This is a genomic window from Marinomonas rhodophyticola (genome assembly GCF_026113935.1).
Lineage (GTDB): Bacteria > Pseudomonadota > Gammaproteobacteria > Pseudomonadales > Marinomonadaceae > Marinomonas > Marinomonas rhodophyticola.
Window position 1 is genome coordinate 745,308 of the sequence record NZ_JAPEUL010000004.1, and the last position, 17,510, is coordinate 762,817.

16 protein-coding genes and 3 pseudogenes are annotated in these 17,510 nt (G+C 41.8%); 8 read left to right on the forward strand and 11 right to left on the reverse strand.

The features are described 5' to 3' along the window. Positions 1–86 precede the first annotated feature (86 nt). The 4 genes and pseudogenes from ONZ52_RS04435 to ONZ52_RS25575 form a co-directional block, all read left to right on the forward strand. Positions 87–782, forward strand: a complete 696-nt coding sequence (locus tag ONZ52_RS04435) for a VC0807 family protein (protein WP_265217518.1) — start codon at positions 87–89, stop codon at positions 780–782. 10 nt (positions 783–792) lie between these two features. After that, entirely contained in the window at positions 793–1,503 is a 711-nt protein-coding gene (locus ONZ52_RS04440) for a pseudouridine synthase (protein WP_265217519.1), read from the forward strand. A 13-nt stretch (positions 1,504–1,516) separates the two neighbouring features. Continuing rightward, on the forward strand, positions 1,517–2,311 hold the full coding sequence (locus tag ONZ52_RS04445) for an NAD-dependent epimerase/dehydratase family protein (RefSeq protein ID WP_265217520.1): 795 nt from the start codon (positions 1,517–1,519) through the stop codon (positions 2,309–2,311). Between the two features lie 156 nt (positions 2,312–2,467). After that, a pseudogene (locus ONZ52_RS25575) lies at positions 2,468–2,560 on the forward strand (ASCH domain-containing protein); the annotation flags it as partial. Between the two features lie 9 nt (positions 2,561–2,569). On the opposite strand, the gene ONZ52_RS04450 reads toward ONZ52_RS25575, so the two are convergent. Then, a complete protein-coding gene (locus ONZ52_RS04450; protein ID WP_265217521.1) occupies positions 2,570–3,331 on the reverse strand; it encodes an EAL domain-containing protein in 762 nt (253 codons plus the stop codon). 182 nt (positions 3,332–3,513) lie between these two features. Here ONZ52_RS04450 and ONZ52_RS04455 point away from each other — a divergent pair, with 182 nt between their 5' ends. Beyond that, entirely contained in the window at positions 3,514–5,094 is a 1,581-nt protein-coding gene (locus ONZ52_RS04455; protein ID WP_265217522.1) for an L-lactate permease, read from the forward strand. Positions 5,095–5,126: 32 nt separating this feature from the next. Continuing rightward, complete coding sequence (locus tag ONZ52_RS04460) at positions 5,127–5,474, forward strand: DsrE family protein (protein ID WP_265217523.1); 348 nt, start codon at positions 5,127–5,129, stop codon at positions 5,472–5,474. Positions 5,475–5,565: 91 nt separating this feature from the next. Here ONZ52_RS04460 and ONZ52_RS04465 read toward each other — a convergent pair. The 5 genes and pseudogenes from ONZ52_RS04465 to ONZ52_RS04485 form a co-directional block, all read right to left on the reverse strand. Then, positions 5,566–7,079 (reverse strand): annotated as a pseudogene (locus ONZ52_RS04465) (alanine/glycine:cation symporter family protein). Positions 7,080–7,346: 267 nt separating this feature from the next. Then, the gene (locus tag ONZ52_RS04470; protein WP_265217524.1) at positions 7,347–9,311 is read right to left on the reverse strand and encodes a tripartite tricarboxylate transporter permease; all 1,965 of its coding nucleotides are present in this window, start codon (positions 9,309–9,311) and stop codon (positions 7,347–7,349) included. A 23-nt stretch (positions 9,312–9,334) separates the two neighbouring features. Next, entirely contained in the window at positions 9,335–10,216 is an 882-nt protein-coding gene (locus ONZ52_RS04475; RefSeq protein ID WP_265217525.1) for a type 2 periplasmic-binding domain-containing protein, read from the reverse strand. A gap of 10 nt (positions 10,217–10,226) precedes the next feature. Further along, complete coding sequence (locus ONZ52_RS04480; protein ID WP_265217526.1) at positions 10,227–10,418, reverse strand: hypothetical protein; 192 nt, start codon at positions 10,416–10,418, stop codon at positions 10,227–10,229. Between the two features lie 60 nt (positions 10,419–10,478). Continuing rightward, positions 10,479–11,540, reverse strand: coding sequence for a 4-oxalomesaconate tautomerase (locus ONZ52_RS04485; protein WP_265217528.1), 1,062 nt, complete (start codon positions 11,538–11,540; stop codon positions 10,479–10,481). Between the two features lie 118 nt (positions 11,541–11,658). On the opposite strand from ONZ52_RS04485, the gene ONZ52_RS04490 reads away from it, so the two are divergent. Both ONZ52_RS04490 and ONZ52_RS04495 read left to right on the forward strand, forming a co-directional pair. After that, positions 11,659–12,555, forward strand: coding sequence for a LysR family transcriptional regulator (locus ONZ52_RS04490; protein WP_111606069.1), 897 nt, complete (start codon positions 11,659–11,661; stop codon positions 12,553–12,555). Positions 12,556–12,677: 122 nt separating this feature from the next. Next, positions 12,678–13,352: a class I SAM-dependent methyltransferase gene (locus ONZ52_RS04495; protein WP_265217529.1), complete on the forward strand. Its 675-nt coding sequence runs from the start codon at positions 12,678–12,680 to the stop codon at positions 13,350–13,352. Here the strand turns inward: ONZ52_RS04495 and ONZ52_RS04500 are convergent. From ONZ52_RS04500 to ONZ52_RS04525, 5 genes and pseudogenes are all read right to left on the reverse strand, one after another. Further along, positions 13,349–14,566 carry an LTA synthase family protein gene (locus ONZ52_RS04500; protein ID WP_265217530.1) on the reverse strand — a complete coding sequence of 406 codons (1,218 nt, stop codon included), beginning with the start codon at positions 14,564–14,566 and terminating at the stop codon, positions 13,349–13,351. The genes ONZ52_RS04495 and ONZ52_RS04500 overlap by 4 nt on opposite strands. Beyond that, on the reverse strand, positions 14,532–15,206 hold the full coding sequence (locus tag ONZ52_RS04505) for an LTA synthase family protein (protein ID WP_265217531.1): 675 nt from the start codon (positions 15,204–15,206) through the stop codon (positions 14,532–14,534). The genes ONZ52_RS04500 and ONZ52_RS04505 overlap by 35 nt, the downstream gene beginning before the upstream one ends. Before the next feature lie 185 nt (positions 15,207–15,391). Continuing rightward, complete coding sequence (locus ONZ52_RS04510) at positions 15,392–16,468, reverse strand: phosphoethanolamine transferase (RefSeq protein WP_265217533.1); 1,077 nt, start codon at positions 16,466–16,468, stop codon at positions 15,392–15,394. 6 nt (positions 16,469–16,474) lie between these two features. Further along, positions 16,475–17,045 (reverse strand): annotated as a pseudogene (locus ONZ52_RS04520) (phosphoethanolamine transferase domain-containing protein); the annotation flags it as partial. Between the two features lie 291 nt (positions 17,046–17,336). Further along, positions 17,337–17,507, reverse strand: coding sequence for a hypothetical protein (locus ONZ52_RS04525; protein WP_265217534.1), 171 nt, complete (start codon positions 17,505–17,507; stop codon positions 17,337–17,339). Positions 17,508–17,510: the final 3 nt, after the last annotated feature.

Consider the following 17,510-nt stretch of genomic DNA (forward strand, 5'->3'; position numbering starts at 1 on the left):
TCTTTGAGGTCTGAGCATCGATCAGGTTTTTTTCTGTATAATGGCCTGATCATTCGTCTTTATATTTAACTTGGAATCGTAAATCTATGAACCGTTCTCCTGAGCATAAACCGCGTCCTATGGTGGACCTTATTGTTAGTGTTATTTTGCCGTCTTTTATTTTGATGAAGTTAAGCGGTGAAGATAAGTTGGGGGTGAGTGGTGGTCTTATGCTTGCTCTTGCTTTTCCACTTGGTTGGGGGGTGTTTGAGCTGGTCAAATACAGGAAATTCAATTTTATTGCTTTGTTAGGGTTGGTTAGTGTGTTGTTGACCGGCAGTATCGGCTTGTTTGAACTGGATAATAAGTGGCTGGCGATTAAAGAAGCGTCTATTCCTGCCATTATTGGTATTGCGGTATTAGTGTCGACTTTTACACCTTATCCTTTGGTGCGAGCTTTGTTATTTAACGCCGCCATAATGGATGTAGAGGCGATCCAAAATAAGTTAGAAGAAAATAACAGTGTTCAGGTCTTTGAGAGAAAGTTGATGAAGGCCACTTATTTTGTGGCAGGGTCTTTTGCTTTCTCTGCGATTATGAATTATGTGCTTGCTAAGTGGATTGTTACCAGCCCAGCGGGAACCGAAGCGTTCAATGAGGAGCTGGGGCAAATGACATTATACAGTTATCCTATGATTGCGATTCCTTCTATGGTGATGATGATGGCGATATTTTATTACCTGTGGCGCAGTATCCATAAAGCCACAGGGTTGAAGCTTGAAGATTTGATGGTTAAGAAATAAGAATTTTAGTATGCGCCTTGATAAGTTTATTTGTAAAAGTACCGAGCTACGCAAGGACGCTGCCACCCAATACATTCATGCTGGGAAAGTGAGCGTTAACGGTGAGGTGGTGACGAATGAGTCGGTTCAAGTGCATGAAAACAATACCGTGTTGTTGAATGGCGACAGGCTGAAGGCTCGCGATTTTCGCTATATTCTTCTGCATAAACCGATTAACACGGTTTGCTCTAATATTGATGAAGCTTATCCATCGTTGTTTAATTATCTACAGGTGGAGCGAGTTTCTGAATTACACATTGCAGGGCGTCTAGATGCGGACACAACAGGCTTGGTGTTGATTACGGACGATGGTCGCTGGTCTTTTGATATTACGCGCCCCTGCAATGGCTGCCGAAAGGTCTACCGTGTTGGTTTATCTAAAGCGTTAAGCCATGAGCAAGCGGAAGAGGTGGCTGAGAGATTTTTAGAAGGCATCAAATTGCAAGGGGAGACGCAGTTAACATTGCCTGCTATGTTAGAGGTGATTGCGCCAAACGAAGTGCGACTGACCATTACAGAAGGCAAATTTCATCAGGTAAAGCGTATGTTTGCGGCTGTACAGAATCGAGTGGCGTGGCTGCATAGAGAGCAAATAGGTGATGTTTGCCTTGATGTAGAGAGTGAGCAGTGGCGTTATTTAACCCAAAAGGAAGTGGCGTCTTTCCACAAATATCCCAATTGATTGAGGTAGGTATATGACATCAAAACGCATATTGTTCACTGGTGGTTCAGGTAAAGCGGGTAAGCATGTTGTTGCTTATTTGCTTGCGCAAGGACATCGAGTGTTGAATGTTGATTTAGTGCCTTTGGATTATCCAGGAGTGGACAACTTAGTGGCTGATATTACGGACTCCGGCCAAATGTTCAACGCGATGACAGCCTATGCAGGATTTGATGAGTTAGAGCTTGGGACCGGAGTGCCAGTGTTTGATGCGGTAGTGCATTTTGCCGCCGTGCCAAGAATCTTAATCAACCCTGATAATGAAACGTTTCGAGTCAATACCATCGGGACTTACAATGTGATTGAAGCCGCGGTCAAGCTGGGTATTAAAAAAGTGGTGATTGCATCATCAGAAACCACTTACGGTATTTGTTTTTCTGATGGCCAAACCGATCCACATTCTTTGCCATTAGAAGAAGATTACGATGTTGATCCAATGGACAGCTATGGCCTGTCTAAAGTCGTAAACGAGAAAACAGCACGAAGTTTTCAACGTCGATCAGGCATTGATATTTATGCGCTTCGTATCGGCAATGTGATTGAACCTCATGAATACGCTGAGCTGTTTCCGAATTATTTTGAACACCCTGAAGTACGTCGTCGCAATGCATTTTGTTATATTGATGCTCGAGATCTGGGTCAAATTGTCGATTTATGTTTGCAAAAAGACGGCTTGGGTTTTCAGATTTTTAACGCCGGAAACGATCATAATGGCGCGATTATTCCTACCCAAGAATTAGCGGAGCGCTTTTTCCGGGTGTGCCTATGACCCGAGAAATGGGGGAGCATGAGGCATTGTTTTCAAACCGTAAAATTCGTGAAGTGCTTGGTTTCAAAGAGCAGCATAATTGGCGACAGTATGTAAAATGTTATTGATTTGAAGGTATTTCTCTAGAGGAAGTGTTTTCGGTGAGAAGCGCACTGGGCGTTTTTTTCCGTGGAGTGCAAAGCTTTAGGTATTGAACCAACAGAGGATATGCTGTTGGTGTTAGAACGATTCGAAGTGGTTTTTCAATAAAGAGTTGGCTTAATCCCAATTGATTTCCGCGAGGGATTCGAAACTGGGTTTAGCGAAGTAATAGCCTTGGAAATGGTGGATGCCCATGTCTCTGAGTGTGTGATATTCCGCCTTTGTTTCGACACCTTCGGCGACAATCATCATGTCGAGATCCTGAAATAAATTCACCAAGTTACGCACAATGATCTGGCGTTTCTTGTCTTGGTCTATATTTTTGATCAGTGCCATGTCGATTTTTGTGATGTCAGTTTTTAGATCAGCTAGCTGGTTTAATCCGTTGAATCCTGAGCCAAAATCATCGGTCGCGGTCAAAAAGCCCTGTTGTTGGTAATGTTGAATAATAGATTCTAAGTGCGTGCTATCGGTTATTTTTTCATTTTCGGTAAATTCGAAAATAATCTTTTCTTTAGGGAATTTGTACTCTTCAGCAGCGTTTAGTGTCGTTCTTATACATAGTTCAGGCTTGTAAACGGCGTTCGGTAAAAAGTTAATGCTTAAAAAGCTCTTTTCATGCACGCCTAATTCTGCCGCTAGTTTGATGGCTTTCACACGACAGCTTTGGTCAAATCGATAACGGTTAGTGTCGTTAACGTTTTTGAAAACGTGGAATGCGCCTTCTTGATTTAAACCACGAACAAGTGCCTCTTGTGCAAAAACCGTTTTGGTTTGGCTATTGATAATTGGCTGAAATGCCATAGTGAAGTCGAAACCTAAGTCGCAAGCTGTAGAACATTCTGTGCAGCCAAGTTTTCGAAAGTCTTTTTGCTTCATGTCACCTGTTCTCTTTTCTTTATGCAGTAATATAAAAGAAAATTAGGCACTGACTTTGGAGTGGCTGATTTTCTGTGGCAATAGATTATGCCAGTCTTAAACAATAGGGCTTTTGACGCTATTTTTCCAGTCTTGTAAAGCGTATTGATTGATATTACACATTTTTAATAGGTTGCATGAAGATGGGTATCTTTATATCGGGGTTGCCGATTGTGTTATTGATTTGGGCAATGACAAAACGTCATGCGGTGCCTTCTCATGTAGCTTTACCAGCAACCGCACTAATGGTTGTATTGATTCAATGGCTATTTTTTCAGGCCGATGTGGTTTTATTGGCGGCAACCGTTTTGGCTGGTTTATTGTCTGTATTGACACCTATTTCTATTGTAGCTGGCGCTATTTTATTAAATCGGGTGTTGCATTTTTCTGGCGCGGAAGCAGTATTGAGTCAATGGTTAAAAAGTATCAGTGCTAATAAAGTCGCTCAATTGATGATCATTGGTTGGGCGTTTGCCTTTATGATTGAAGGAGCATCGGGTTTTGGTACACCGGCGGCGATTGCCGCCCCTATTTTAGTTGGTCTGGGGTTTCCTGCGATTCCTGTGGCCATTTTTACGCTTGCAATGAATTCTGTACCAGTGTCTTTTGGAGCCGTTGGCACACCTATTTGGTTTGGTTTATCTGGTTTGTCTTTGTCTGATGTGCAGCTGATGGACATCGCGATGCAAACAGCGTTGCTGAATAGTGCGGCGGCTTTGGTTATCCCTTTTATTGCTTTGAGATTTCTTCTTGGATGGTCAGAAATTAGACGCAATGCAGGGTTTATTTTACTGAGCGTGCTTTCATGTGTTGTGCCTTATGTTTTTTTTGCTCAATGGAATTATGAATTCCCCGCTCTTATTGGTGGCGCGATAGGATTGGCGCTAAGCGTTTGGTTGGCAAAGAGCGGTATCGGCTTGTCTTTAGCGATAGAAAGAGAACCAGACGATACTAAATTGGCGGCGCGAAAGATTGTTAAAGTATTTGTACCATTTGCTCTGTTGATTGCCATTTTAATTGTTACTCGTGTCCCACAGTGGGGAATAAAGGACTTACTGAATGCAATGTCGCCTTTATGGGCTTGGCAATTTGGTGCAACAAAGTTTGAAATAAGTCAGGCGTTAGTATTGAGCTTCAATAATATTTTTGGCACAGAGGTGAGTTGGCAGTATAAAAGTCTTTATGTGCCTGCCTTGATCCCATTCTTGCTTGTGGTGTTGGTGTGTATTCCTTTGTTTGGTATGTCACGGGCGCTTGTTTTAACATCCGTACGAGACACAGGGCAGCGTTTGTTCTTGCCTACGCTGTCTCTAATGGGCGCTTTGGTCATGGTGAATGTGATGATGCAGGGTGGCAGTCAGGCGCCAATGTTGTTATTAGCCCAAGCTTTTGCTCGGTTATTGGGCGATAGCTGGGGCTACACAGCGGCGTTACTTGGGGCGTTAGGCTCTTTCTTTTCTGGATCGGCAACGGTATCCAACTTAACCTTTGGTGGTATTCAATTAGGTATTGCAGAAGAAGTGGGCCTGCCCATTACGTTAGTGCTTGCGTTGCAGTCGGCCGGTGCCGCTATGGGAAACATGATATGTATTAATAATATTATTGCGGTATCGACGATCCTAGGTGTGAATAACAAAGAGGGTTTTATTATTAAACGCACGATAATCCCTATGTTGGCTTATGCTCTGGTAGCGGCATTGTTTTCTATGATAAGGCTTTATTGACCGTGTATTTTGGAAAGTATTAAGGAGGATTAATGCAATCAGTAAACGTAGTATTTCATATTGATGAAGTGGACAAATGGTCTTTGTTGTTGGCGAACGTGCGTAATCTTGTGAAGGCAGTAGATCCTGTTTCATCGAATATTACGGTGGTGTCAAACTCGAAAGCGGTATTGGTTTTTGGTGATAGTGCTTCATTAAATTATGCGGACTTAATACAAGAATTGGTCGCTAATGGGGTTGAGTTTGTTGTGTGTCAGAATTCACTGAATGGGGCCGGCATCACTGATGATTTGTTGCCTGAGTATGTAACGGTGGTGCCTGTTGGGGTTTTGTCGTTGATCGAGAAGCAGGCGGATGGTTTTGCTTATATTAAGCCTTAGAAGCGTTTATCTGTAAAATAGATTTAATAGCACAAAAAAGGGTCACTTATGTGTGACCCTTTTTATCGTACCCTGAGTTATAGGACGAGCGTTATTTGTTTGCCGCTTTTTCAGCTTGTTGCTTGTCGTAACGTTTTTCCCAGAATTCAGCGCCTTTGATACCCAGTGCTTTCGGGTTAAAAGTATACTCTGTTACACCCGCTGCTTTTTGGTCTTCATAATCACGCAAGGCTTTCATTGTAGGTTTTGCCATAAAGAAAATGGTTAGGATACCAATGATGTTTAGCCACGCCATTAGGCCTACACCAACGTCACCTAGGTTCCAGATGTAACCTGCAGTATTAACCGTACCGTATGCTACCATGAACATGATAAGCAGTTTTACGAAAGTCAATGAAACGTTGATATTCAATGCGCGACGTAAGTATGCGACGTTTGTCTCGGCAATATAGTAATACGCTAAAATCGTCGTAAAAGCGAAGAAGAACAATGCGATACCTACAAACACAGGGCCTGAGCTACCAAATACGCTTGCTAGTGCCATCTGAGTGAAAGCAGGAGATGCTATAATAGTTGAAGGGTCAACGTTTTGTACAATGAATTGACCATCAGGTAATGTTCCTTGCACGTTGTATTGCTGCGTGATCAAAATCATTAGAGCCGTTGCGGTACAAATGAACAGAGTATCAACGTAGACTGAGAAGGCTTGAACAAGACCTTGTTGTGCTGGGTGTTGTACTTCTGCAGCAGCGGCAGCGTGAGGACCGGTACCTTGACCTGCTTCGTTAGAGTAAACTCCACGTTTTACCCCCCAACCGATAGCCGCACCAAAACCTGCTTGTGCAGTGAAAGCGTCAGAGAAAATCAAGCCAAAGATGCCTGGTACTTTGTCTAGATTTAGGAAAACAACGATCAGTGCCATTACGATGTAACCAAGCGCCATGAATGGCACAATGATTTGAGTGAAGTTAGCAATGCGTTTGATGCCACCAAAAATAATGAAGGCTAATACAATCAAGATAACGGCTAAGGCAACTAATTTAGTGGAACCTACTTCACCAAACGAGCTGGAAACAATCACGCCTTCACCGAATATTTGTGTTACTGCATTACCGACTGAGTTGGCTTGAATGCCAGGTAGGAAAATACCGCAGGCAATAATAGAAGATAACGCGAAAAGCACGCCTAACCAGCGCCAGCCTAGGCAACGCTCAAAGTAGTATGCTGGACCACCACGGTATTGACCGTTTTCACTGACTTTATAAAGCTGACCTAATGTTGATTCCGCATAAGCCGTGCTTGCGCCTAAGAAAGCAACGACCCACATCCAGAAAACAGCACCAGGACCACCAAAACCAATAGCGGCCGCAACCCCTGCAATGTTACCAGTACCGACACGTCCGGATAACGATACTGCAAGCGCTTGAAAAGAAGAGATGCCCTTGTCTGAATCGTTGGAATTGAATAAAAGTGAACACATTTCTTTAAAATGACGAACTTGAGCAAAGCGCGTCAGTATTGAATAAAATAAGCCAGCCCCTAGGCATAGGTAAATTAGGCAGGCCTCCAAATGACTCCGTTCAAGAAATCAATGAATGCTTGCATAGATAGTCCTCGATAAGATTAGCTCTGAGAGCTTTTTTAGTTGTTGTATTGATTACTAAGGTGCTGCGTTTGTGGGGATAGTCGCTGATATTATGCGTAATCTTACACTTACTATTTGTAACATTACGCATAAAAAGTGCACCTAAGTGGGGCAAATTTAGCATGAAAAAGAAATGAGATCTATTTGTAAAAGGTCAGGAAGTTATATATTTCATAAAAAAAAGCCCGATGCAAAGAACGATGCATCGGGACTCAAGGCGGGAGTGCCTAAATAAAGGTTTTAATGGTGCTTAAGAGATACGGGTCAAATAGGCCTTCAGGGAAGTCTACGTTCATCACTCTCCCCATCGTCACTAAGAAGACGACCAGACCAAGTGCAATGGCTGTTGATTTAACATATGACGCTTTTGCTAGGAATTTCAAAAATAAGAGTGAAAACACAAAGGTAGTTGAAATAAAGCCAAATAGATAATAACCATAGGCAATCGCAAAAAAGCCTACAATATATACCATATTCATGGTGAGATCTGATGAAACCTTAGTGTGTTTCTCTCTCAAGTATTTGCTAACAACCATTGTGATAGAAAACAAGACGATCGTGATGGCTATAATGGGGAACGCTTTTGTTAGCGTTGAGGCATCCCAAATATTCACTAGTGCATAGGTTGCACAGCCTCCCATCACCGTAATGATTCCTAAATCTGTCCAAGAAACAGTGTTGGCCATACTGTTTTGCTCTTTTTCTTGTATGAGCTGCTCTGGCTTCATCTTTTGTTTTCTTTTCTTCAGAATCGGAGGTAGCACAAAACCGACAATAATGAGTGCGGCTATGGTAATAACACCGGGACGCAAGAACCATTCGTAGCCATAGAATTGGATGCTCTGGAAAAAGTAGTTTTCAGCCCCTGAAGACAAGACAAAGCCGATCAAAAAAGCGGGTCTAGGCCAATTTGCCCCTTTCATCATGACACCGAGAGCAGCCACAATACCCAAGAAAATAAAGTCACCCAGACTGCGTGTCGCTTGATAAGCGGCGAAGAGTATCAAGGTTAAAATAATGGGGGTCAGTATTGAAAACTTGATATAAGTTAGTAGTGATATTGGACGTGTAAAGCAGATGCAGAATAGGGCACCAAGAATGTTGGCCAAAGCTAGTGACCAAATAATGGTGTATGTCAAATCAAGGTGAGTTGATATCATTGACACACCGGGCTGGATACCCAGCAATAGCATGCCACCAAGAAATACAGCAGCTGCACCAGAACCCGGTACACCAAATAGAATAGTTGGGATCATGCTGCCAGAAGCACAAGCATTGTTTGCTGACTCAGGAGCGATGACACCGCGAATATCACCTTTTCCGAATTGAGACGAGTCTTTGCTAGAATTTATGGCAAAGCTATAGGTCATCCAATCCACGACAGAACCGCCCAGTCCAGGAATCGCGCCAATCAAGCTACCAAAAATGGAAGACTTACCAACGAGTGGAAGATTCGCAAACACATCTTTAAAACCTTGTCTTAAGCCGTGACCAAGTTTATTTGGCGAAGAGGCGATAGCGCTATTTTTGACTAGTAAGCTGATTATCTCGGGTAAAGCAAAAATACCTAAACCGACAACGACTAAGGGAATACCATCGTAAAGATAGTCAATATCTAGGGTAAAACGAAACTCTCCTGTTGCCGGTGCTCCACCAATGGCACCGATTAACAGACCAAAGCCACAAGCTGCCAAGCCTTTGTAAACATTGCCACCTGAAAGCGCTGCCACCACACTCAATCCTAACAGCGTAAGCATAAATAGCTCTGCGGAGGAAAAAGCCAACACAACGGGGCGCGCGACGAGTATAAACACACTTAATACAATAGCACCCACTACGCCTCCTATCATTGAAGATAGGAAGGCGGCGGAAAGTGCACGTGCTGCTTGTCCTTTTTTGGCTAGAGGAAAGCCATCCATGACAGTCGCTTGTGACGAACTTGAACCTGGAATTCCCATTAACACGGAGGTAAATGTATCTCCGGTGGGAATGACAGCAACAAGTCCCATCAGCATCCCAAGACCAACAGAAGGTTCCATCCCATACAAAAAAGGTAAGAGTAAAGACATGCCGGCGATGCCACCAAGTCCGGGAATAATGCCGACAACTAATCCTACTAATACTCCAGCAATTAGGTAAGTAAGATGGGTAACCGACAATATTTGATCCAAGGCGCTGAGGAACTCAATCATTAACAATAACTCCTGCTACAAAATTACAGCGTGTAATCAAATTTTGATTTTAACCAAGAGGAAATCCAAGTGTATAACTCAGGAGAAACAGTAATGGCTTCGCTTAGGTATTGGGCCGCGTCAATACCCACAATGTTTTCATAAGGCCCTACTTGGATTTCAGAGTCTTTGATGAAGGCTGGGTCTTTTAGCATGGTTCTAATGGATGTTTGGTAAGTATTGATAACATCACTAGGCGTATCCGCTGGGATGAAAATCACTTTTTGGAAGGCAAAACCTGCCGCTAAGAATTTTTTGTAAGCGGTATATTCAATCCCTTCAGGCTGCTTGCCAAACTTTTTAGCATAGACTTCCTCAAATGTTGGAAGATCTGCGAAGGCTGGGTCTCGTACGATCTTACCTTGATTATTCAGAATGCCTAATGAAAACAAAGGTACGGCTTTTTGATTGTTAACTAGATCAAGGGCAGAACTTAAATAAGCAGAAGAGGTTTGGAAATCAATTTTGGCCTCACCACGCTCGAAAGCAAGACGACCTTCCCCACGACTTTTCATACCAAAAACGGGTTTGATATCAAGCCCTAGCATTTCGAAAGCCAGAAAGACAGGTAGCTCTAAGCCAGTTGGGCTTTGAGAGCCAAATGGCAACGTTACGCCATCTAATTTCTTAATATCGTCAGCTGAAGACACGCCAAGATCTGGTTGGACATAAACAACGCCACCGGTAGGGCTAGCCAATAGAGGAATCCATTTATCGAAGTTATAGCGTACACGCTTATCGCCTAACATGAATGGATACAATGTTGATGCTGATGTTCCCAGGATATCTTCACCATTGCTCTTTGCACGTTGGAAGAATAAGTTGGTCCCTGTAATTGAGCCACCACCCGGTTGGTTTTTAATCACAACTGTTGGGTTACCCGGTAAATTTTTTGTTAGATGCGGCGCAACAAAGCGAGCTCCACACATCCGTACCGCCGCCCACGCCAAATGGAATCGTCCAGTTTATTGTGGAAGGGAGTTCTGTTTCCTGCGCTTTTGCAGGGATAGACAGCAAACAGCCAAGAGATAGGATGGAAACACCTAAGAGCTTAGAAAGTTTTTTCATGATTTTTTCCTTTCTTGTTTTTATGAATATTCAATACGTTTATTATTGTTGTATTGATAGTTAATTAAGATAAACCGTACCTGACAGTATTTTTCTGGCAGTACGAATTACCGATACGCTATTCAATGCGGATAAATTGTCTTCCTTGCGTTGAGCATTAAGCTCAATTTTTCCTGAAGGATGTTCAAGGGTAAAATAAGATTCGGAGTCTTTATTACCGATGAGTTTGGCCGCTACGGTGCCGGGAAGGCAGCAGGCGGTCACGATGGCAATACTTCCTGTTACGGCCAATGATTTATGGCACTTGTGAGGAACAAAATAGCGGGCATTAATAGTGCCTCCATGGTTCGCAGGAGACAGCAAAATTGGCTTAGGAATAACCGAGTTTGCAACGTCGCCCAATCCCATGAGTTCGCCCGCTTTTAAACGGATGGACTCTAAGCGGCTCATAAATTCAGTATCGTTATCTAGCTCGCTTGGTGTCTCATTTCCCGTTTTTCCGAGGTCGCTTGCCTTAATTAAAACCACGGGTGTTGCCGCATCAATGCAGGTTACCTCTGTTGAGTTAATAACATCTACGGCATTTCCAGTCGGTAATAATTTACCGGTTTTAGCGCCTTCTACATTAAGAAAAGTCAATTGAATTGGCGCGCCAGGTGAATTGGTGCCACTGATAATAGTGTTGCCCGTGTATTCTACTTTGCCTTGCGGGGTTTGTACCGTCGAATGGATAATTTTACCCGTATTAAGGTTATGAATGCGGACGGTGGTTGTGCCTTGGCTTGCTGGAAACAATCCAGTTTCTATGGCGTAGGGAGCAACACCTGCCAACATGTTTCCGCAATTGGGTGAAAAATCAACGGTTTTGTCTAGCACGCCAACTTGGGCAAATAGGTAATCAACATCTGCATCGGGGTGGGTAGAGGCGCCAACCATCGCAACTTTACTGGTGAGGCTATTGCCACCACCAATGCCATCGAGTTGGAGTTCATGGCCTGATCCCATGATTTTTAGCAAAACGTCTGCGCAGGCACTACGATCCTGAGGAAGGTCAGAAATTTGCAAGTATGGACCTCTAGAAGTGCCGCCACGCATTATGATGCAAGATATGGTTTGTGACATTCTTATTAAACCTTTGTTGTTGTAAGAGCATGCGGTTAAAGTCTCACAACCGGTATTCGTGCATCAAATGCAAAGATAGTGCATAATTGATGTGTAAAACGAATCAGTGGGGTGAATGATGCATCAAATAGAATTCAAAGATTTGGTTATTTTTATACGCATTGCAGAAACGGGAAACTTTCATGATGCGGCAGAATTGACCTTTTTATCGCAGCCTGCTTTAAGCCGCCGTATGCAAAAATTAGAGACAATTCTTGGCGCTCAATTATTTGAAAGAACCACTCGGAAAACTTGGCTAACCTCCGTAGGACGTGAGTTTTTGCCAAAAGCTCGACGTATGGTGGAAGATTTTGAGCTATCTGTTTTGGGGATAAAAGACATGGCTTCACAGCAAAAAGGCAAGGTTACTATTGCCTGTATTCCCACCGCCGCCTTTTACTTTTTGCCAAGTGTTATCAATGTTTTTAATGAGCGTTATCCTGGTATTCGTATTCAAATTTTAGATGAGAGTGCGAATCATGGTTTAGAGTCTGTTATTCGCGGAGATGCAGATTTTGGTATCAACATGGCTATTGCTCAACACCCAGAAGTGTCTTTTACCCCACTTTTGGACGATCCCTTTGTGGTGTGTCTGCGCAAAGATCATCCATTATGCGAGTTGGAAGAAGTGTCTTGGATAGACATGGAACCTTACAAATTAATCAGTGTTGGGCGTGCCAGTGGTAACCGAATTTTGTTAGATAAATCTTTAGCAAGGGACCAAGTGCAGTTAAACAGTTTTTATGAAGTGCAACACCTTTCGACATCACTCGGTTTGGTCGAAATGGGATTGGGGATATCGATTGTTCCTAAGCTCGCCATGCCACTGAGCAGTGCCTCCGTGTTGACTTCTAGGCCGCTTAAAGGGCAAAAAATCGACCGCTCGATTGGCCTTGTCAAACGCAGTTCAACATCGGTATCACCTGCCGCAGATTTGTTTATTAACATTCTGTTGGAGCATTGGTCTGTTGATTAATGCGGGCAAATAAGGGATGTAAGCGGTTAATCAAACTAAGCGTAGGCAATCATGCATCAGCAAGCTAGTATGATGCCTCAGCTTAATAGCGTTTGCTATTTTCGAGCACTGCTAGGACGTTTATGTCTCACTTTCGTGTCCGTTATCAAACGTTTGAATTTGATAAGACCGATATTCATGTACGCACGTTGCGTGATAATCAAGAATTTTCAGATGATGACGATGTCGCCTTGAATTTGGGTATTTCATCCGCTGTGTGGCCTTTATTTGGTGTGATTTGGCCTTCTGGTGAGGTCTTGGCGCACCTTATGTTTGAATATCAGGTGGAAGGGTTAAAAATATTGGAAGTGGGCTGCGGTATTGGTCTGGCAAGCTTGGTGTTAAACCATCGTTTGGCTAACATTACCGCCACGGACTATCACCCAGAAGCAGGTGGCTTTCTTAATACGAACGCTTTGTTAAATGGCGATAGAGTGATTCCTTTCATTAGGGCGAGTTGGCAAGACACGAGTATTTATCTAGGAAAATACGACTGTATTATCGGCAGCGACATATTGTATGAGCGTTTTCACGTCGATCTTTTGGCGGCTTTTATTGAAAAGCACGCCGCAGACAGTTGTTCTGTATTGCTGGTGGACCCAGGTCGTGGTCATCATGCACCGTTCAGTAAGAAAATGGTTGCCATGGGCTATTCCCATCATCAGCGAAAGCCGATTACAACGGGTTATTTGTCAACGCCTTTTAAAGGACAAGTTCTGACCTATCAAAAAGGGTTGCAGAAATCTAAAGCGGTTTAATGATTCCTGCGCATGTCGTATTTTTTCTCATTGTAAAGCCAAGTGCCCAGTAATGGATGCGCGATAGCTTGGTTGATTAAGTCTTCGCTGATACTGTTGCTTGGGGTAAGGGTTGAGTTTACATAAGTAAAGGTAGCGGGTGATTTTTTGGGCTGTAAAATAACGACTTTACCGTCTTTTAAAAACGCTTGGTTTTCATTGAATTGCATTATCGCTCGCCCGATATAATCATCACCGACTTTTGTTAAGTCTTGCCCAATCATTGGGTGTTCGGAATCAACACCAATTAATGATAAAAGTGTGGGTGCCAAGTCTATTTGGCTGGTCAATCGGCTATCACTTTTAGGTGTTATCCCATCGCCTAGGATTAAAGCGGGTATGTGAAAGCTTGGAATAGGCACTAAGTCTGATCTAGTTGTGCGAGCATCATGGTCTGCAACCACTAAAAATACGGTATCTTTCCAATAACCTTCTTGTTTCGCCAGTCTAAAAAAGTGGCCTATAGCGTGATCGGCGTATTTTACCGCGTTCTCTCGGGTCGCTTTTGGTGAGTTGTAGAGCCTCAATTTTGTTGTCAGGAAATTCGTACGGATCATGGTTTGATGAGCTGAAAACCAGGCTAAAAAAGGCTTCCCCATTTTGGATTTTTCAACAAAGTCTTGATTGGCCTTCGTGAAAAGATCTTCATCGCTCACACCCCATGAACCAACAAATTCAGGGCTAACAAAGTCTTTTTCTTCGATGATGGAGTTGAAGCCGTTACCCAAGAAAAAGGTTTTCATGTTGTCAAAATGCGCCCCACCACCATAGATGAAGTTTGTGTCATAACCTTGCTTGCCGAGCAGTTTGGCAATAGTGAAAAAGTTGGTTTGTGAATTGGGGAGTTTGACCGTGCTACGTGCTGGAGTAGGAACAAAGCCTGTGATCACTGCTTCTATACCGCGTACAGAGCGAGTTCCTGTGGCGTATAAATTGTTGAATGACCATGCTTCAGGTACTAATTTATCGTACTCAGGCGTTAAAGGAAGTCCACCTAAACTGCCAACAAATTGTGCCCCTAAGCTTTCCTCAAGAATAATGACAAGATTTTTCGGGCGATCAAAATGTAGCGTTGCTTGTTGTGTGTGCAAAGTTGGTAATTCTGCTGAGGTAAACTGGCTTTTCTCAATCCCCATTGCTTTATGTATTTCGGCGGTCACTCTGTCTTGATCCATCTTCGGATAGAGCCTCAAATGAGCTTACTTCATCGGCCATTTGACTCACCGCATACATAAGTGAATAAGTCGAATTCAGCGTTAAGCTGTTTACTAGAGGGTCATTAGTAAATGCCGTATAGCTTGGATTGATTGGTCTGTGTTGCAAGCTAGACCGAGCGCCAAGAAAGGCAAGACAGAAAATGATAACGACTAATATTGGACGCTCGAACCATTTAGGTTGTGGGGTGTTGGTTATGCTTTGTTTACGGAAAAACTGGTAGGCCACAATGACAGTGATAGTGGAAATTACTGATGTCAAAAGTAAAGTGAGCTTATGGCCTTCGATAAGCATAGAAAATACTTCTTTCGGATAGAGTAAGTATTCTACAAAAAGTCGATTTGGTCTTAAGCTGTATTCTTCAATAAAAGGAGGTGTAGAGGCTTCCATAAAAATCAGCAAAACAAAGGTGCATGTTAGCCAGATTCGAGTGAGGAAATCCCAAATACGATTGATATAGGGAATGCCTGAAATAAGTAAACTGATGACTGCAGGTATGCCGATTATGTATGAGATGGAAGCGATATCAATGCGTAAGCCGAAACCAAGCAACGTGATCCAATCGGCAGCACTGTCGATTCGTTCATATTTCCAGGTCATTAGCAACAAACGACTAAGTGATAAACAGAGAAGGGCGAGAGCTAAAAAACATAAATACGGTTTGAGAGGAGACAGAACACGTAACCTCATTTTTTTTCTTTTGGCATATCTTATCTCTATAAATTGTTATATATGCACTAATTTATAGTATATAAAGTAAAAAAAGGTAAAAATGATGTATGCTTTTATTCTTTATACCTGATTGTTCGGCATTTTTTGTAAAGGTCCAACTCTGGCTTATAGGCTGATGTTGTCACATCCATTATGCCAAGTAGGGAGTGAAAGATGTAATCTTGCGATATGCTACTGTTCTGAGCTTCATTTTTTAGGCAAGCTTGGTCTATATTTTTGGTTTTTACGAAGTCGTCAGACATCCATAGCATGAGCGGAACTCTGCGCTGGTAAATTGGGGCAAATGAGTAGGGAAGGCCGTGCAAAAATACGCCATTTTCGCCTAGTGACTCACCGTGATCTGAAAGATATAAAAGCCCAGTATTATACTGGTCACTAACGCCTTTAAGTTTCTCAATAAGTTTGCTGATGACAAAATCGGTATAATGAATGGTATTATCATAAGAATTTATAATGCTTTCTGAAGAGCAATTTTCAACATCATTTCTTTGACAATCTGGAGCGAACTTTTTTTGATTGTCTGGATAGCGTTTAAAGTAGTTTGGTCCATGGCTTCCCATCAAATGTATGAAGATAACTCTGTTGCCTTTCATGCTTTTAATGTCGGAGTCTAAGTTTTCCAATAGAGCCATATCGTAGCAGCTGTTGCCATTGCAGAATTCATTTATTTCTTCACGGTTTAACGTTGTTTTAGTTATATTGTCAGCGACACCTTTATCGCCGCTATCATTTTCTTTCCAGAGTAATGAAACACCTGCTCTTTTAAGAATATCGATAGCATTATCTTGATGCTTAGCAATAGATTCCTTGTATTCCTCTCTTGATAGAGCGGAAAAAATACAAGGTACAGATACGGCAGTTGCTGTACCACAAGAGGCGACATCTTTAAATGAGATAACATTTTGTTTGCTTGTGTACTCATTGGTTGGTCTTGGGTAGCCGTTCAACTGATAGTTTTGTGAGCGTGCTGTTTCGCCCAGAACAAAGAAAAATAGCGTTGGTTTTTTGGATGAGTTGCTAGAGATTTGCTTTGCATCTTCACCGATTTTTTTGTAAATAACAGGGCTGGAAAAGTAGGTGTTTCTTATGTATTTGTAAGAACTTGAAAGGTAGTAGGTTGGAACTATCATTTCTTTTAATTCACTGTTTTTCCTACCAATATAGCTTAAATCTTTAAAGTAAAAAAAGATGATAGATAAAATGATAAAGACAGATACTAAGATGGAAAGAAATTTTTTTCACGCTAATTTCAGGACTAATTTTTACTATTACTATCATTAAAGAAGGGATAATGCCTGTGATAACCACCCAAAATACGGAATAAAAACTTATATAAGATGTAGCTTCACCAGTATCGGTTTCAAATGCATTTTGAATCATTCCGTAATCGACGGAGATACCATAATTATATATTACATAACTTACGATACTTGATGTTAATAATAAGACAATAAAAATTGGCTTGGTGATATAAGGCCAACTAATGAGACTGAATAAGATGTATGTGATAAAAAAAATGAAAATTGGCATGCATAAAAAGAGACCAATATCCATAGAGTTTGATCGTTCTAAAGCATCATAAAGATGTATATAGAATGGGATGTTTATAACTAATGCATAGTATAGAGCAGTTAATATCGTTAATTTAAAATACGTGATTTCAATCTTGATTGATAATGATTCTAATTTAAATTCCATTTTTTCCATTTCGCTTTTACTAGTTCAACAATCACCTCAATCTTAGTTTCTAATTTAATTATAGCAAATTTTATTTTGTGAATTTAAAAATATTTAAGGTGTGTTTTTGTTATTTTTGTTAATTTTTTTATATTTTTTTCATATATTGAGTGCGTTTTTATGGGTGAATGGGATATCATCTAGTTCCAGACGAATAGAAGGGTTGTTTCTCTACTATCTTATTCCGAAATGTCTAAAATAGGATAGTAGAAGGGAAGGGCAAAAGAGTGTTTTTATACAGTGAAGAGTGAAAATTTGCGCTTAGTCTTTTTTCTCTAGGGTGATTTCTAATGTTTTACTGCTACCCGCGAACCACTTTTGCACGTACAGCGTCCCCATGATTGGGGCTTTTCCTTCTTCAGGTACTTCTTGATAGCGTACGCTGTTTTTAGTTTCTTTCTCATACTCGAATTTTACGGTGGTTTTAGACATATT

Bases quoted from the DNA above. Each gene is read 5' to 3' on its own strand.
- ONZ52_RS04435 (WP_265217518.1), top strand. From the start codon at position 87: ATGAACCGTTCTCCTGAGCATAAACCGCGTCCTATGGTGGACCTTATT.
- ONZ52_RS04440 (WP_265217519.1), top strand. From the start codon at position 793: ATGCGCCTTGATAAGTTTATTTGTAAAAGTACCGAGCTACGCAAGGAC.
- ONZ52_RS04445 (WP_265217520.1), top strand. From the start codon at position 1,517: ATGACATCAAAACGCATATTGTTCACTGGTGGTTCAGGTAAAGCGGGT.
- ONZ52_RS04450 (WP_265217521.1), bottom strand. From the start codon at position 3,331: ATGAAGCAAAAAGACTTTCGAAAACTTGGCTGCACAGAATGTTCTACA.
- ONZ52_RS04455 (WP_265217522.1), top strand. From the start codon at position 3,514: ATGGGTATCTTTATATCGGGGTTGCCGATTGTGTTATTGATTTGGGCA.
- ONZ52_RS04460 (WP_265217523.1), top strand. From the start codon at position 5,127: ATGCAATCAGTAAACGTAGTATTTCATATTGATGAAGTGGACAAATGG.
- ONZ52_RS04470 (WP_265217524.1), bottom strand. From the start codon at position 9,311: ATGATTGAGTTCCTCAGCGCCTTGGATCAAATATTGTCGGTTACCCAT.
- ONZ52_RS04480 (WP_265217526.1), bottom strand. From the start codon at position 10,418: ATGAAAAAACTTTCTAAGCTCTTAGGTGTTTCCATCCTATCTCTTGGC.
- ONZ52_RS04485 (WP_265217528.1), bottom strand. From the start codon at position 11,540: ATGTCACAAACCATATCTTGCATCATAATGCGTGGCGGCACTTCTAGA.
- ONZ52_RS04490 (WP_111606069.1), top strand. From the start codon at position 11,659: ATGCATCAAATAGAATTCAAAGATTTGGTTATTTTTATACGCATTGCA.
- ONZ52_RS04495 (WP_265217529.1), top strand. From the start codon at position 12,678: ATGTCTCACTTTCGTGTCCGTTATCAAACGTTTGAATTTGATAAGACC.
- ONZ52_RS04500 (WP_265217530.1), bottom strand. From the start codon at position 14,566: ATGGATCAAGACAGAGTGACCGCCGAAATACATAAAGCAATGGGGATT.
- ONZ52_RS04505 (WP_265217531.1), bottom strand. From the start codon at position 15,206: ATGACCTGGAAATATGAACGAATCGACAGTGCTGCCGATTGGATCACG.
- ONZ52_RS04510 (WP_265217533.1), bottom strand. From the start codon at position 16,468: ATGATAGTTCCAACCTACTACCTTTCAAGTTCTTACAAATACATAAGA.
- ONZ52_RS04525 (WP_265217534.1), bottom strand. From the start codon at position 17,507: ATGTCTAAAACCACCGTAAAATTCGAGTATGAGAAAGAAACTAAAAAC.